Origin of the sequence: Asticcacaulis sp. YBE204 (genome assembly GCF_000495855.1) — a bacterium.
Classification (GTDB): domain Bacteria; phylum Pseudomonadota; class Alphaproteobacteria; order Caulobacterales; family Caulobacteraceae; genus Asticcacaulis.
In genome coordinates, this window is the sequence record NZ_AWGF01000020.1 from 64,030 (window position 1) to 79,755 (window position 15,726).

Genomic DNA, 15,726 nt, shown 5'->3' on the forward strand with positions numbered 1-15,726 from the left:
GCCCTCGCTATGGATTTGTCATCGGCTCTTCATCTGGCCATTCCCGAACTGATCCTTGCCGTATCGACGCTCGGCATCCTGGTCTACGGGGCGCTGCGCGGCGATAAGTCGGCCGGCACGGTGGCGGCGCTGTGCGGCGTGGCCCTGATCGCCGCGGCCTTTGCGGCGGCCTTCGGTGGCCACGGCAAGGTGTTCAACGGTTCCTTCATCGCCGACGGCGTGGCGCTCTACGCCAAGGTGTTCATCTATATCGCCTCGGCCGTGATCATCGTTCTGGGGCGCGGCTATTTCGAGCGGTTGAATAATAACCGCTTCGAATTCCCGATCCTCGTCGTCCTCGCCACGCTCGGCATGAGCATGATGGTGTCAGCCGGCGACCTGATCGCGCTTTATGTCGGTCTGGAACTGCAATCCCTGTCGCTTTACATCCTCGCGGCCTTCCGTCGCGACGATGCCAAGGGTTCGGAAGCCGGTCTGAAATATTTCGTGCTCGGCGCGCTGTCGTCGGGTCTGCTGCTTTATGGCGCGTCGCTGGTCTACGGCTTCACGGGCTCGATGAACTTCGACGCCATTGCCGCGGCGGCGCAGGCCAATCCGCAGGTCGGCCTGATCTTCGGTCTGGTCTTCGTGATTTCGGGTCTGGCGTTTAAAGTTTCGGCCGCACCGTTCCACATGTGGACCCCGGACGTCTACGAAGGCGCGCCGACCCCGGTCGTGGCCTTCTTCGCCGGCGCGCCGAAGTTCGCCGCGCTGGTCCTTCTGGCGCGCACCCTGAACGACGGCTTTGCCGGTCTGCACGATCAATGGTCACAGGTCATGCTGGCTCTGGCGACGCTTTCGTTCATCGTCGGCGGTCTCGGCGGCCTGATGCAGAAAGATATCAAGCGCCTGCTGGCCTATTCGTCGATCGCCAATATGGGCTATGCTCTTCTGGCCATGGCGACGGGCACGGCGCAGGGCGTTCAGGCGCTGCTGCTGTTCATGGTGCTGTACATGATCGATACGCTGGGCTTCTTCTCGGTTCAGATGGCGCTTAGCCGTAAGGGCGTGGCAGTTACCAAGATCGACGATCTGGCCGGTCTGTCGAAGATCAATGTGAAGCTGACCATCGTCATCACCGTGCTGTGTCTGTCGGTGCTGGGTATGCCGCCGTTCTCGGGCTTCTGGGGCAAGTTCTTCGTCTTCGGTGCGGCTCTCGATGCGGGCTACTGGGGTTTTGCCGTCGCCGGTCTGGTGGCCTCGGTCATCGGTGCTTTCTACTACCTGCGTATCATCAAGCTGATGTGGTTCGATGGCGACAAGGGCGAGATCGACAAATCGCCGTTCGAAGCCAAGTGGATCGCATATGCGGCGGCGGCCTTCTCGTTCCCGGTGGCGATGGTGGCTCTGGCCTGGCTCTATCCACTGGCCGCCAATGCCGTCAAAAGCTTCGGCCTGAACTGATGCATTATCTTAATAATCCCTCCCTGTTTACGGGGAGGGGGGACCGCGAAGCGGTGGGTGGGGGAAACTACGGTTGTCCCCCTTCCGTCTTTTGGCTTTTAGCCAAAAGCCACCTTCCCCGTAAACGGGGAAGGATTGTTTGCTGAGGTCGTCATGGCGTCAGTGATAGACATTTTCGACTCCTTGCCTTCTACCCAGCTTGAGGCGTTATCACGCTTGCGGGCGGGGCTTCGTGACCCCGGCTGGGTTCAGGCGCGTCAACAGACTGCCGGGGTAGGGCGGATGGGCCGGTCGTGGGCAGGGATATCCGGCAATCTGATGGCGTCGTGGTACGGCGTGTTGCCCGTCGAACTGCGCCATGTGACGCAACTGTCGTTCGTAACGGCGCTGGCGGTGACCGATCTGCTGCGGCCCTTGGTTGCCTCGCCGGACAGCCTGAAGATCAAATGGCCGAACGATGTGCTGTACGACGGACGCAAGTTGTGCGGCATACTGGTACAGACCGAGGCGCTCGATGAAGGGCTTGGTATCGTGATCGGCATCGGTATCAATGTCACCGATGCACCCGACCTTGAGGCCTATGGTACGACGGCGCTGAACGTGATTACGCGTGAGCCGCACGATGCGATCGACCTTTTGCAACACTTCGATCCTCTCTTTACTGCTCGCCTCGGTAGCTGGCAGAAGGATGGCTTTGAAGCCACAGCGCAGGAATGGTTGTCTCAGGCCTATGGCCGCGACCGTATCTGTCTGATAAACCACGAAAACACGCCTGTTGAAGGCACGATTCTCGGCCTCGACGGCTTCGGCGCGCTGCGCATCGAAGACCGCCACGGACATATCCACACCGTCTCCAGCGGATCGGTCACCTATACGGACACCCCATGCTCCTAGCCATCGAACAGGGCAATACCAATACGCTGTTTGCCGTTCACGACGGTGAAAAATGGCTGGCCCAGTGGCGGACGGCAACGGAATCGACGCGCACGGCGGACGAATATGCGGTCTATCTGTACCAGTTGCTGCAAATGAACGGCCTCGATTTTCGTATGATCGACGACTGCATCATATCTTCGGTCGTGCCGCAGTCGCTGTTCAATCTGCGCAAACTGGCCCAGCGCTATTTCCACAAGACGCCCTATGTCATCGGTGACAATACGCATCTCGGCATCGACGTCCGCATCGACAAGCCGTCCGAAGCCGGGGCCGACCGCCTCGTCAACACCATCGGCGCGTGGATTCGCTACGGCGGGCCGCTGATCGTCATCGATTCCGGCACGGCGACGACCTTCGACGTCGTCTCAGCCGATGGTGCGCTGGAAGGCACGGCGATTGCGCCCGGCATCAACCTGTCGGTCCAGGCGCTCCATCAGGCGGCTGCCAAGCTGCCGCGCATTGCGATCGAGAAGCCGGCACACTATATCGGCAAGGACACCGTATCTGCGATGCAGTCCGGGATATTCTGGGGCTATGTGGGTCTCATCGAGTATCTGATCGACAAGATTCAGGCCGAGTACGGCCAGCCCATGACGGTTGTGGCGACCGGCGGCGTTGCGTCGCTGTTCGAGGGTGCGACCACCAAGATCCATGCTTTCGACCCCGATCTGACGCTGAGGGGGTTGCTCGAAATATATCAGCGCACCATAAGAAAAAGAGAGAATGACTAAGAATAACAACGAACTCGTGTTTTTGCCGCTGGGCGGCTCTAACGAAATCGGCATGAACCTCAACTGCTACGGCTTCGGGCCGGAGCACGACCGTCAGTGGATTCTGGTCGATGTCGGGGTGACCTTCGGCGACCTGACGACGCCGGGGATCGAGGTCATCGTACCGGATCCGAAGTTCCTCGAAGGCGAAAATATCCTCGGCATCATCCTGACCCACGCGCACGAAGACCACATCGGGGCGCTGGGCTGGCTGTGGGACAAGATCAAGGCTCCCCTTTATGCGACGCCGTTCACCGCCTTCCTGATCCGCGAAAAGCTGCGCGAAAAGGGCATCGAAGACTTCGATCTGACCGAAGTGCCGTTGGGCGGCAGGGTCAATCTGGGGCCGTTCGAGGTCGACTATATCACCATCACCCACTCGATCCCCGAACCCAACGGTCTGGCGATCAAAACACCGTTGGGCACGGTCCTGCACACCGGAGACTGGAAGATCGATCCCGATCCGATCACGGGGGCGGCCACCGACATCAGCGCCATTACAGCTTTGGGTGACCAAGGCGTACTGGCCATGGTCTGCGACTCGACCAATGTCTTCGTCGATGGCCACGCCGGTTCGGAAGCCGATGTGAAGGTCGCCCTGACGCAGGTCATCGCGGGCCTCAAGGGCCGCGTCGCCGTCGCCTGTTTCGCCTCGAACGTCGCGCGCATGGACAGCGTGATCCGCGCCGCCGAAGCCAATGGCCGCTCGGTCTGCCTCGTCGGGCGCTCGATGCACCGCATGTCGGCGGCGGCGAAATCCGTCGGTCTGATGGCAGGCATTCAGGAGTTCGTCACCGAAGGTGAAGCCGCCAAGATGAAGGACAAGGACGTCCTCTATCTGTGTACCGGCTCACAAGGCGAGCCGCGAGCCGCCTTGTCGCGCATTGCCGACGGCAACCACCCGCTGGTCAAGCTGGGGAAGGGGGACAGTTGCGTCTTCTCGTCGCGCGTCATTCCGGGCAACGAGATCGGTATCCGGTCGCTGCAAAACCGTCTGTCGGAATCGGGCGTCGAAATCCACACCGAAAAGGATCACCCCGGCATCCACGTCTCCGGTCACCCGTGCCGCGACGAACTGAAGGAAATGTACGCCTGGGCGCGGCCGAAGATCGCCGTTCCGACCCACGGCGAGCGCCGCCACCTTCAAAAGCACGCCGCTCTGGCCGCTGAAATCGGCGTTCCGGAACAGGTCACCCCGCGCAATGGCGACATGGTACGTCTGGCACCGGGTAAGGCCGAAATGATCGATGAAGTCCCCGCCGGCCGTCTCTATGTCGATGGCGGCGTCATCGTGCCGGAAGCTTCCGACGCTCTGCGCGAACGCCGTCACGCCGCCCATAACGGTATGTTGTTTGTCTCGTTCGCCCTGAACCCCAAGAACCAGTTGGCGTCCTATGTCGATGTGCGCGGTCTGGGGCTGGCGTTTGAGGACGAGGATAGCATTTCCGATCAGCTTGAAAAGCTGTGCGATATCGTCGAAAAGGCCGTGCAAAAGTTGTCTCGCGAAGAGCGCGACGACGATCTGACGGTGGAAACGACCGTGGCGCGCGTGCTCAAAAAGGCCGCGCAGAATGTCTGGGGCCGTCGTCCGATCGTCGAGACGATTATTTTGCGGTTGTAAGTGGGAAAGACGCAGGGGCCACAGGCCCCTGCACCCCCTATATTTTCACACTTAGACGGCAATTGTTATGCGTGATATCTGTATTTTATTGGGGGCGAAGCCCCCCTTTTTTTGCCCAAATTGTTCTGACGATGCCGTTTAAGCGCCCAGTTATGGGGTGTGGGGCCTGCGGCCCCACGGTCTTCAACTCTTCACCAGAACGTAACTACCCGGCGCGTCCATCAGCGGTTTGAACTTGCCCTTGGCCGGATCGCGCGCGGAGATCAAATCACCCGACTTGGCATGCAACCACTCGGCCCAATGCGGCCACCACGAGCCCTTGTACTCGACCGCATCCTGTTGCCAAGACTCAAGAGTCTCCGGCAAGCCCTTGGCATTGCTGACTTCGTTGATCCAGTGCATATATTTCTGAGCGGCGGGGGCGTTGACGACGCCCGCGATGTGACCGGAACCCGCCATGACGTAGGTCACCGGCCCGCCGAACAGCTTGGCGCCTTTGAAGACCGAGCCCGGCGGGGCGATGTGGTCTTCGCGACCGGCCTGTTCGTAGATGGGGATTTTCACGTTCTTCAGGTCGATATCGACCCCGCCGACGTTCAGTTCGCCTTTTGACAACGCGTTCTCGTTATAGAATTTGCGCAGGTAATACATGTGCAGGGTCTTGGGCATCCGCGTCTGATCGGCGTTCCAGCACAGGAGGTCGAAGGCGGTCAGTTCCTTGCCCATCAAGTAGTTGTTGACGAAGAACGACCATACCAGATCATTGGCGCGCAAGGAATTGAACGTGTCAGCCATGGCCGTGCCGGGCAGGACGCCGCCGGCGGCATCCATCTGGCGCTCCAATTCGGTCAACCAAGCTTCGTTGGTGAACAGCAGCAGGTCGCCGGCCTCGGAAAAGTCGTGCTGGGCGGTGAAGAAGGTCGCCGAGCCGATGCTGGTGTCACCCTTGGCGGCCATGTGCGCCAGAGTGACGCCCAAAAGCGTGCCGCCGATGCAGTAACCGACCGTGTTGACGGTTTCGGCTCCGGTTTGCTCGCGGACCTTGGCGACGGCCTGATAGATGCCGCCGAACATATAGTCCTCGAAGGTCAGGCTGGCCATCGACTGATCGGGATTGACCCAAGAGGTGACGAAGACGGTAAAGCCCTGATCCGTCAGCCACTTGATCAGCGAATTTTTGGCCTGAAGGTCGAGGATGTAGAACTTGTTGATCCATGGAGGGAAGATCAGCAGCGGGATTTCGCGGACCTGCTCGGTCGTCGGGCTATATTGCAGAAGCTCGAACAACGGCCCGCGCCAGACGACCTTGCCCGGCGTGGTGGCGACGTTTTCGCCGACCTTGAAATGATCGTAGTCTGCCTGAGAAATCTTCAGCTTGCCGTCGCCGCGCGCCAGATCGTCGGCGAATTTCTGCATCCCCTTGACCAGGCTTTCGCCCTTGGTTGTGATCAGGGTGTCGAGCGCGGCGGGGTTCGACATCAGGAAGTTGGACGGCGAGAAGGCGTCGGTGATCAGCTTGGTGAAAAATTCGGCGCGGCGCTTGTCGAGCGGATCGACGCCATCGACCGAGGAGACGAGGTTGTTGAGCCAGTTCGACGACAGCAGATACGACCGGCGCATCATGTCGAAGACGAGGTTTTCCTGCCAGCGCGGATCGGCGAATCGCTTGTCCCTGGGGCTGGTGTCGGGGCCCGCTTCGCCGCCCAGCGACCGGCGCGTCATATCGGCCCACAACGACATGTAGCCGGTCAGCAGGTCCGTTTGCGCCTCAACCATCTTTTCCGGGCTTTTCGCCAGCGAATTCATGACGCTGCTCATGGCCGGGCCGACCTGAAACGGATCGGACGGCGCAGAGCCGTTGAATTCGGGCTGCCTGAACACCGCGCTGGCCAAAGCGGTTTGCGCGGTGATCGCCGCCTTGGCCAGATTGACCGACAGGTCCTCCATCGCCTTGAACTGCTCGGCATTGAAGCTGGTGTCGGTTGCCGGTTCTTCCTGACGCGTTTCCGGCTGCGGAGGCGGAAGGTCGGCAGGCTTGGGGGCGGCCTTGGGTTCAGCTTTGGGGGGGGCTTTTTTGCGCGACGTCTTGGCCGCCTTTGCTTCAACTGAAACGGCTTTGGGCGGAGCATCCGAAACGGTTTTTTTGCGTTTGGGTTGGGTGTCCTCCGCCATCTTATCCTCCGGGCAGTGATTCTTGTCCGTCATGTCTAAACCGGTTTTTGGTGATGCGCCGATCAAATCTGACTTTATCATTCGCAATCTGGCGTTATCAAAAGCGCGGTTTGGCCCTATAATCGACCGACTTATAATTTAAAGCTGTTCAGCACCTGCAAATTTTGCTTTTGATCGTCTTCAAGCCCAGCGATTGGGAACCAAGAGAATGGCAAGAAAGAGCCCGTCATGACTGACCGCTTCACTTCGACTCTTCCGGCTGCGGCGCTGGCCGTTATTCTGGCCCTGACGCCGGTGCTGGTTGCGGCTCAGGAGGCGACGCCCCCGGCACCGGCACCGCAAGCGCATGATTTTCCGAAGTGGTCGGAATTTCCGCCGCCACCGAAAGACGTGCCGACGGCCGCCGAAATCAAGACCCGCGTCCTTGAGATGCAGGGTGTCGGTATTTCGGTGCAAAAGACCATCGACGCCATCGTGTGGGATCTGGATCAGCAACCGCAGGCCTTTATAACCAAAGCCAATGCCCGTATAGATCCGATTCTCGGCGCACCGGCCAAGCCGATGGATATGGGAGAATTGAACGCGTTCGTGAACAAATTGCGCGTTCGGGCCACGCCGCCGTCGGTCGCCAACTGATATAACAACCAACACGTCGCAACCAAGCGGCGATCAAAAAAATCAAAACAGGAATACCCGGAATGCCAAGTTCGGACTTCGATCTGAGTCTCGATATCGTTCGCGTGGCCGAAGAGGCCGCCATCGGCGCTTATTCGGAAATAGGCGCGGGCGATGAAAAAGCGGCGGACAAGGCTGCGGTCGATGCCATGCGTGCGGCGCTCAATGCCCTCGATATAGACGGTCGCATCGTCATCGGTGAAGGGGAACGCGACGAAGCGCCCATGCTTTATATCGGCGAGACGGTCGGCACGGGCAAAGGTCCACAGATCGATATCGCCCTCGATCCGCTCGAAGGCACGACTTTGGCTGCCAAGGGCATGGCCAATGCGCTGGCGGTCATCGCTTTCGCGCCGCGAGGCGGCATGCTGCACGCGCCCGACACCTATATGGACAAGATTGCCATCGGACCTGGTTATCCGGAAGGGATCGTCGATCTCGATGTCTCGCCCGAAGACAATGTAAAGGCGCTTGCCGCCGCCAAGGGCGTCGATGTGTCCGAGATTGTGGCCTGCGTGTTGGACCGGCCGCGCCATGAAAACATCATTGCCTCCCTGCGCAAGGCCGGGGCGCGCGTCCATCTGATCAGCGATGGTGACGTGGCAGGCGTCATCCACACGGCCCAGCCGGAAACGGGCATCGACATCTATATCGGCCTCGGCGGTGCGCCAGAAGGCGTGCTGGCCTGCGCGGCGCTGAAATGCGTCGGGGGGCAGTTTCAGGGACGCCTCATTTTCCGCAATGACGATGAGCGCGCGCGCGCCATGCGGCTGGGCCTGACAGATTTTGACAAGAAGTACACGCTGAACGATCTGGTCAGTTCCGACGCGGTGTTCATCGCCACGGGTGTGACATCCGGCGCGCTTTTACGCGGCGTGCAGAAAGAGGTTACCGTGCGGGGAGAAACGTTCGTGACCACCGAAAGTCTGGTGATGATTTCCGAAACTCAGACGATCCGCAAACTTTACATGCGGCGTCCCGTCACGCTTTAATATCTTATGCTCGACAATATTGCCCCGACCCGATTCGCCAACGCGCCCGATCCGTTTTTAGGGGTCGAAACCTCGGCGACCGGACGGTTATGGGTCGATCGTCGTCAGGCGCGGGCCGTCAGCGACACCGAACTACGCCAAATTTCCGATAGACTGGCGCTCAAAGGCCTGATCGAAGACGCGTTTATAGAGCCTATCGCCCGGTCGATTGCAGGGCGTGGAATCGTGGCTGCGGACCTCGACCATTATCTGAAACCGACACTTAAGGCGTTGTTTCCGGAACCCGACTGTTTCATGGATATGGGGCTGGCTGTGGCGGCCATCCTCGACGCGCTTGAGGCGCAGCAGAAAGTCTTCGTCTTTGCTGATTACGACGTCGACGGTGCGACCTCCGCGGCGCAACTCGTGCGCTGGTTTCGCCATATGGGACATGATCTCAGCGTCTATGTGCCTGACCGCATTTTGGAGGGTTATGGTCCGTCGGAGAAGGCGTTTGATCGCCTAAAGTCCGAGGGCGCGGATCTCGTCATTACGGTCGATTGCGGGGCTTCGGCGCATCATGCGCTCGACTATGCCGCCTCGATCGGCCTCGATGTCGTGGTGATCGACCACCATATCATGCGCGAAGACCCGCCGAAATGTAGGGCTGTGGTCAATCCTAACCGTCCCGGCTGTACCTCCGAACAGGGCAATCTGGCCGCCGCCGGTGTGGTATTCGTCGTCATGGCGGCGTTGAACCGGGAAGCCGAAAAACGCGGCTTGTTTACCGACCGGCCAAAGCCGGACCTGACGAAATGGCTCGATCTGAGCGCCCTGGGGGCGATCTGCGACGTGACGGCCCTGACGGGCTTTAACCGGGCGTTGGCGACTCAGGGTCTCAAAGTCATGTCGCGTTTGGAAAACAAGGGGATCAAAGCCCTGATGAAGGTCGCCGGGCTGAACGCGAGCGAGACGAACAAGGCTCCGGGCCTGATGAGTGTGTTCCATTCCGGATTCGTACTGGGGCCACGTATCAATGCGGGTGGACGCATCGGTCGCGCCGATCTGGGGGTGCGCCTGCTGTCGACGGAATCGGACGACGAGGCGCTTCACGTGGCCCAGGAACTCGATGATCTGAATAAGACCCGCCGCGATGTCGAGGCCGCCGTGCAGGAAGAGGCACTCGCTCTGGCGGCGGCCAAAGGCTTGCCGTCGGTGGATGATCACGTCGTCATTGTGGCACGCGAAGACTGGCACCCGGGCGTCATTGGCATCGTTGCTGGACGGCTGCGCGAGCGCTGGCACAAACCGGTCATCGTCATCGGTATCGACCCGGTCAGCGGCATAGGGAAGGGGTCAGGGCGTTCTCAGGCCGGGATCAATCTGGGGCAGGCGGTGTCGGCGGCCTATGAGGCAGGCATTCTTATGTCGGGCGGCGGACACGCTATGGCTGCGGGCCTCAGCGTCGAATCCGAGCGGATTGCGGAACTGCAAACTTTCCTCAACGACTTTATTGGTAAGGCGACGGTCGAGGCCGATCGCAAGGACCGGCTGGAAATCGATGCGGCCTTGAGCGCCGGCAGCGCCACGCGGGCGCTTCTTGACCGCTTCGAGATCATGGCGCCGTTCGGACAGGGCAACCCTGAGCCTTTGTTCGCCCTGCCGAATATGCGCGTCGGCTATGCCAGTGCTATGAAAAACGGCCATATCCGCTGCGACCTGATCGACGAAAGTGGTAAACGGTTGAAGGCCATTGCCTGGCGGGCGCAAGATACGGCGATTGGCACGGCCTTGCTCAATCCGGCAGGAGCCATTCATGTGGCCGGACGGCTGAAACCCGATGACTATATGGGTCGTAACGGGGTTCAGTTCGAAATTGAAGACGTTGCGCATATCTTCGGTTGATTGGATGTCCGTTCAGATGACATATTCACAAGCGCGTTGAATATTCTTCAAAATAGCGCTTGCAACGGACAATTCGTGACGCTATCAAGCGCACCTCTTGACGCGGTCCCTTCGTCTATCGGTTAGGACGTCAGGTTTTCAACCTGAAAAGAGGGGTTCGACTCCCCTAGGGACTGCCATCAAGAAACATGACGCCAAAGATGCGGTCCCTTCGTCTATCGGTTAGGACGTCAGGTTTTCAACCTGAAAAGAGGGGTTCGACTCCCCTAGGGACTGCCACGGCGTATTCTCCGGACAAGTGAAAACAGTCGCCATCGTCGCTGGAGTACGGTAAACTGTGCCTTTGATGCCATAGGCGTCAGCACGGTTGAGCATTTTGGGGGTAAAATGCTATTTTTCACTCGCTATGAGCGATTTTTCGGCGTAATTTCGCAAAAAATGCGAAATGGGCCTCGATTTTACCTGCCCGTTTGATATATCCATGTTATAGTTACTGCATCACAGATGTATGTTTGTGGGCTTGGTGAGGAATATGAGTGTGTACGATTACAATAAGAGCAGCGAAGCTGAAGAGCTCAAAACCATTTCCGGGCGCGTAAAATGGTTCGACGCCGGTAAGGGCTATGGTTTTATCGTGCCGCAAGACGCGGACCAGACCAATATGCGCGATGTCCTGTTGCACGTCTCTGCGCTCCGCGACCTCGGTCGTGATGTTGCGCATGAAGGTGCGGCCATTGAATGTACGATTGCCAAGCGGGCCAAGGGCTGGCAGGTGATCGAAATCACCGCTCTGGAAGCAACAGGTGCCGCGCCATCGCGTGAAGTGCGTGAGCCGGGCTCGGTTCGTTCGAGCCAGCAGGTCAGCACCCAGATCGGCGATCTGGAAGCGGCAACGATTAAATGGTTCAATCGTACCAAGGGCTATGGCTTCGTGGTTCGCGGCAACGACCCGACGGATATTTTCATCCACATCGAGACCCTGCGTCGTTTCGGTCTGGAAGACGTCCAGCAGGGTGATACCCTGATGGTCCGTTTCGGCGAAGGCCCCAAGGGTCTGGTGGTGACCGAAGTACAGCCTAAGGCGCTGGTCTGATCGGTTTGGCCTTGAAAGGGCCATCGATTTCGGCAAGATTTTGACGGAGATGCGCAACGCGCGTCTCCGTTTTATTTTGACGTTTTAGGAGATGGGCCGAGTGCTTGACCTGAAAACACTCGCTCTGGCGGCCGTCGTCGGGTTGTCGCCCCTCTCGACGGCCCAGGCGCAGGCTGTTGCGCCGCCCGTCGAGGTCGCGGATGTGACGCGCTACGGCTACCGTGTCGTCAAGATTTACCCCCATGACCCCAAGGCCTTCACCGAAGGCTTGTTCTTTCTGGATGATGCGCTCTACGAGAGCACCGGCATGAACGGCGAATCGGTCATCCGAAAGGTCGATCTGGATACCGGAAAGGTCGAACGTCAGTTCGACATGGCGCCCGAATATTTTGGTGAGGGCATAGCACCGTGGAAAGATCGCATCATCGGACTGACCTGGAAACACGGCAAGGCCTTCGTACTCGACCGCCACAGCTTCCGAAGCGAAGGCAATCTGAGCTATACCGGCGAAGGGTGGGGGCTAACTCATGACAACCAGAACCTGATTATGAGCGATGGAACGGATCGTTTGCGTATCCTCGATCCGGACAATTTCAATGTCGTGCGCGAAGTCCCGGTCACCATCAGGGGCAAGTCTCTCGACTATATCAATGAACTCGAATGGATCGATGGCGCGATCTACGCCAATATCTGGCAGACCGACTATATCGTGCGGATCGATCCGCAGAGCGGTGTCGTCACCGGCGTGATCGATCTGTCGGGCCTGCTGTCCTATGCGCCTCGTCCGGTCGGCAATGTGGATGTGCTGAATGGAATCGCCTATGATCCCAGGCGTAAGCGCCTGTTCGTGACGGGTAAATACTGGCCGGCCCTGTTCGAGATCGAACTCGTTGCCCCGACGGCGCAATAGGAGCGACTCCATGTCCAATATCCTTCAAGCCGGTGTGCTGGCGCTTTGCCTGATTCTCTCGGCCTGTGCGCAGCAATCCGAAAACGGAAAGCTGGAAGAGGTATCGGTCGTCAGCACAGGGGGGACCCATAGGTTCAAGGTCGAGATCGCCGATGATGATGTCGAGCGCGAAAAAGGGCTTATGAACCGACCTGAGCTAAAAGCCGATCGCGGGATGCTGTTCATTTTTCCGACTGCGGCCGAGCGTACCTTCTGGATGCACAACACGCTCATTCCTCTGGATATTATCTATATCACGCCCGGCGGTGAGGTCTTGTCGATCCAAAAAAACACCGTGCCGATGAATGACACGCCCTTGCCCTCCTACGGGCCTGCCAGCGTGGTCCTCGAAATACAGGGCGGCCTGAGCGACAAATTGGGTATCCGGCCCGGCGACCGTATAGAACACCGCGTCTTCGAAACGGCGCAATAACTGTGGTTCAATGGATAAACGGCTTGCGGAAGGTCCGTCGAAGTGGCATGAAGCGCGCCTTACTTCGGTAGGACTTGATGTTCGGGGTGTAGCGCAGCCTGGTAGCGCAGCTGTTTTGGGTGCAGCAGGTCGGAGGTTCGAATCCTCTCGCCCCGACCATTCAATAAAAAAGGCCTTCCGGTTGGGAAGGCCTTTTTTATTGAATGGTTTTAGCCGTGTAAGGTTCGACGGCAATTGATGATGGCTTTCATTGTTTAAAATCCGCCATTCCCCTTTGCCACAGGTCGTCTTTGTAGTAACAGACTCGAACTGCCCTAAGCCGTGAGTCCGGAGACCGATATGTTCGCGCGCATTTTCAAGCCTGCTAAGACCGCCATGCAATCGGGCAAGGCCAAGACTCAGGACTGGGTGCTTGAGTTTGAAACGGCATCGGCGCGGCATCCGGATCCGTTGATGGGCTGGACGTCGTCGGCAGACACCAATGCGCAAGTACGCCTGACTTTCGACTCCAAGGAACAGGCCATGACCTATGCAGAAATGCATGGCATTCCCTTCCGTCTGGTCGAACCGGAAACGCCGCCGAAGATTATCAAGGCCTATGCCGACAATTTCGCGACAAATCGCCGTCAAAGCTGGACGCACTAACCCAAGAGACTCCGTAGCTCAGTTGGATAGAGCATCCGCCTTCTAAGCGGACGGTCGCAGGTTCGAATCCTGCCGGGGTCGCCACTTGTTCAAATCTTTCAAGCCGATTCCGGCTTAGGCTTTGACCTTGCCGTCCGTTTCGTATTGAATGGTTGCACGCCTTAACCGCATTGGTTCGGTCATGTCGCCTGCCTTTTCTATTAAATTTTTTAGCCCGCTGATGGTTGCCGGTCTGATGCTGAGCGCCTGTGGACCGCGCGACGACCGCAAGGACGTGCCTCAGGTATCGCGTGAAACGCCCGTTCTGACCGTCTCTGCGACCGGAAGCGCCACGCTGAAAGCCGTACTGACGCGGGGCCAGTTGAATTGCGGTGTACATCCGGGACTGGTCGGGTTTTCCTATCAGGATAATAGCGGTCACTGGCGCGGATTCGATGTGGACTTCTGCCGGGCCATGGCCGCTGCGATTTTTTCGGACTCCGAGCGCGTGACCTTTGTCCCGGTGTCAACGACCGAACGGTTCAAGGCTCTGCAAACCGGTAAGGTCGATGTGTTGTGGCGCTCGACCTCGTGGACCCTGTCGCGCGACGCCGGGGAAGGGATCGATTTTGCCGGGGTCAACTATTATGACGGGCAGGGCTTTTTGGTACGCAAATCGCTGCGTTTGAACAGCGCCACAGAATTGCAGGGCGCGCGGATATGCGTTCAGACCGGATCGACCAGCGAACTGAACCTGACCGACTATTTCCGGACCAAGGGCCTGAATTTCGTACCCGTGGTGGTTAAGAGCGAGGACGAGGGGCGAGACAACTACGCCAAGGGCAGTTGCGACGCCCTGACCGCCGATGTGTCGGCGCTGGCGGCGGCCCGGTCAACACTCAACGATCCGCAAGGTCATATGATCCTGCCTGAGATCATTTCCAAAGAGCCCCTGGGGCCGGTTGTGCGGCAAGGTGACGATCAGTGGGCCGATATCGTGCGTTGGACCCTCTATGCGACGATCATGGGGGAGGAACTGGGGATTACGCGCGGCAAAATAGACGATATTCATGCCGATTCGAAAAATCCGGAAATCAAGCGACTGTTGGGTGTTGACGGTAACCTGGGGGGCGGGTTGGGGTTAGGCCCTGAATGGGCCTATAATATCCTTGATCAGGTCGGCAACTACGGAGAAATTTTCGAGCATAATATCGGAGAAAGCTCTCCCCTTAGGTTGTCGCGTGGGCTCAATGCCCAGTGGAACGCGTCGGAAAGAGGCCTGATCTATGCGCCGCCGGTGCGTTAGGACCTGACGACGACGGTATCCTGATCTTCGCGTCCCCATTGCGCCCACGAACCGTCGAACAGACGGGTCGCCTCATGGCCCGTTTCGAACAAGGCCAGGGCTATGATTGCCGCCGTGACACCGGAACCGCAGGTCGTGACGACTTCGGTCGAGGGGGACACATGCAGGGCGGCGAAGATGTTCTTCAGGTCGGATACCGGTTTCAGGATACCATTTTCGATCAGATCCGAGGCCGGTAGATTGCGGCTGCCCGGCATGTGGCCTGACCGCAGACCGGCCCGCGGTTCAGGCGTCGCCCCCGTAAACCGGGCCGCCGACCGGGCATCCAGAATCAGCTTATCCGATAGATCAAAATACGACTTAAGATCATTGATATCTATGGAAAGGTTAGGTTGAAGGCGAGGTGTGTATTCCACGCCCTTGACCCATTCCGTACCGGCTTGGACAGGATAGCCAGCCGCCAGCCACGCCGGTAATCCCCCGCGCAAAATCTGAACCTTTTCGTGTCCCATGAGCCTGAAGGTCCACCACACCCGCGCCGCCGAAAACAGCCCCTGACGATCGTAGATAACCACGTGATCGGTTTCGCTTATCCCCATATCGCCGACCGCCTTGGCGAATTGATCCGATGACGGTGCCATGTGCGGCAGTTCAGTCGATTTGTCGCCGATGGCCTCTATATCGAAAAAATGCGCGGTGGGGACGTGATCCTGCACATAGAGCGCCTGCATGTCGGTGCCGTCCAGTGCCCAACTTCCATCGATGATCTTGACGGAGCCTTCATCCAGCAGGGCTTTAAGGGCTGTGGTATCGATCTGAGCGCTCATA

General features: G+C 58.7%; 14 protein-coding genes and 4 tRNA genes. 16 read left to right on the forward strand and 2 right to left on the reverse strand.

Annotated features, from left to right (window positions below; translation table 11 throughout):
• Nucleotides 1–9 precede the first annotated feature (9 nt).
• The 4 genes from nuoN to AEYBE204_RS38105 all read left to right on the forward strand — a co-directional run bounded on the left by nuoN (nucleotide 10) and on the right by AEYBE204_RS38105 (nucleotide 4,770).
• Nucleotides 10–1,443, forward strand: a complete 1,434-nt coding sequence (nuoN, locus tag AEYBE204_RS38090) for an NADH-quinone oxidoreductase subunit NuoN (protein ID WP_023463920.1) — start codon at nucleotides 10–12, stop codon at nucleotides 1,441–1,443.
• A gap of 153 nt (nucleotides 1,444–1,596) precedes the next feature.
• A complete protein-coding gene (locus tag AEYBE204_RS38095; RefSeq protein ID WP_031231531.1) occupies nucleotides 1,597–2,337 on the forward strand; it encodes a biotin--[acetyl-CoA-carboxylase] ligase in 741 nt (246 codons plus the stop codon).
• A complete protein-coding gene (locus AEYBE204_RS38100; protein ID WP_023463922.1) occupies nucleotides 2,328–3,110 on the forward strand; it encodes a type III pantothenate kinase in 783 nt (260 codons plus the stop codon). The genes AEYBE204_RS38095 and AEYBE204_RS38100 overlap by 10 nt, the downstream gene beginning before the upstream one ends.
• Entirely contained in the window at nucleotides 3,103–4,770 is a 1,668-nt protein-coding gene (locus tag AEYBE204_RS38105; RefSeq protein ID WP_023463923.1) for a ribonuclease J, read from the forward strand. The genes AEYBE204_RS38100 and AEYBE204_RS38105 overlap by 8 nt, the downstream gene beginning before the upstream one ends.
• A 183-nt stretch (nucleotides 4,771–4,953) precedes the next feature.
• Here the strand turns inward: AEYBE204_RS38105 and phaC are convergent, their stop codons facing one another.
• On the reverse strand, nucleotides 4,954–6,942 hold the full coding sequence (phaC, locus tag AEYBE204_RS38110) for a class I poly(R)-hydroxyalkanoic acid synthase (protein WP_023463924.1): 1,989 nt from the start codon (nucleotides 6,940–6,942) through the stop codon (nucleotides 4,954–4,956).
• A gap of 228 nt (nucleotides 6,943–7,170) precedes the next feature.
• Here phaC and AEYBE204_RS38115 point away from each other — a divergent pair, with 228 nt between their 5' ends.
• The 12 genes from AEYBE204_RS38115 to AEYBE204_RS38170 all read left to right on the forward strand — a co-directional run bounded on the left by AEYBE204_RS38115 (nucleotide 7,171) and on the right by AEYBE204_RS38170 (nucleotide 14,898).
• Nucleotides 7,171–7,578 (forward strand): hypothetical protein, encoded by a 408-nt coding sequence (locus AEYBE204_RS38115; RefSeq protein ID WP_023463925.1) that lies wholly within the window; start codon nucleotides 7,171–7,173, stop codon nucleotides 7,576–7,578.
• A 62-nt stretch (nucleotides 7,579–7,640) separates the two neighbouring features.
• On the forward strand, nucleotides 7,641–8,609 hold the full coding sequence (gene glpX / locus AEYBE204_RS38120; RefSeq protein ID WP_023463926.1) for a class II fructose-bisphosphatase: 969 nt from the start codon (nucleotides 7,641–7,643) through the stop codon (nucleotides 8,607–8,609).
• A gap of 6 nt (nucleotides 8,610–8,615) precedes the next feature.
• Nucleotides 8,616–10,493 carry a single-stranded-DNA-specific exonuclease RecJ gene (gene recJ / locus AEYBE204_RS38125; protein ID WP_023463927.1) on the forward strand — a complete coding sequence of 626 codons (1,878 nt, stop codon included), beginning with the start codon at nucleotides 8,616–8,618 and terminating at the stop codon, nucleotides 10,491–10,493.
• Between the two features lie 104 nt (nucleotides 10,494–10,597).
• A tRNA-Glu gene (locus tag AEYBE204_RS38130) sits at nucleotides 10,598–10,672 on the forward strand.
• 25 nt (nucleotides 10,673–10,697) lie between these two features.
• Nucleotides 10,698–10,772 (forward strand) — tRNA-Glu (locus AEYBE204_RS38135).
• A gap of 253 nt (nucleotides 10,773–11,025) precedes the next feature.
• Nucleotides 11,026–11,586 carry a cold-shock protein gene (locus AEYBE204_RS38140; RefSeq protein WP_031231534.1) on the forward strand — a complete coding sequence of 187 codons (561 nt, stop codon included), beginning with the start codon at nucleotides 11,026–11,028 and terminating at the stop codon, nucleotides 11,584–11,586.
• Nucleotides 11,587–11,686: 100 nt separating this feature from the next.
• Entirely contained in the window at nucleotides 11,687–12,496 is an 810-nt protein-coding gene (locus AEYBE204_RS38145) for a glutaminyl-peptide cyclotransferase (protein WP_023463929.1), read from the forward strand.
• Between the two features lie 10 nt (nucleotides 12,497–12,506).
• A complete protein-coding gene (locus tag AEYBE204_RS38150) occupies nucleotides 12,507–12,968 on the forward strand; it encodes a DUF192 domain-containing protein (RefSeq protein WP_023463930.1) in 462 nt (153 codons plus the stop codon).
• A gap of 82 nt (nucleotides 12,969–13,050) precedes the next feature.
• Nucleotides 13,051–13,127, forward strand: a tRNA-Pro gene (locus tag AEYBE204_RS38155).
• A 180-nt stretch (nucleotides 13,128–13,307) separates the two neighbouring features.
• Complete coding sequence (locus AEYBE204_RS38160; protein ID WP_023463931.1) at nucleotides 13,308–13,613, forward strand: ETC complex I subunit; 306 nt, start codon at nucleotides 13,308–13,310, stop codon at nucleotides 13,611–13,613.
• Between the two features lie 7 nt (nucleotides 13,614–13,620).
• A tRNA-Arg gene (locus AEYBE204_RS38165) sits at nucleotides 13,621–13,697 on the forward strand.
• Nucleotides 13,698–13,833: 136 nt separating this feature from the next.
• The gene (locus AEYBE204_RS38170) at nucleotides 13,834–14,898 is read left to right on the forward strand and encodes an amino acid ABC transporter substrate-binding protein (protein ID WP_031231540.1); all 1,065 of its coding nucleotides are present in this window, start codon (nucleotides 13,834–13,836) and stop codon (nucleotides 14,896–14,898) included.
• On the opposite strand, the gene AEYBE204_RS38175 is transcribed toward AEYBE204_RS38170, so the two are convergent.
• Nucleotides 14,895–15,725, reverse strand: a complete 831-nt coding sequence (locus AEYBE204_RS38175; protein WP_023463933.1) for a sulfurtransferase — start codon at nucleotides 15,723–15,725, stop codon at nucleotides 14,895–14,897. The two genes, AEYBE204_RS38170 and AEYBE204_RS38175, sit on opposite strands and share 4 nt — an antisense overlap.
• Nucleotide 15,726: the final 1 nt, after the last annotated feature.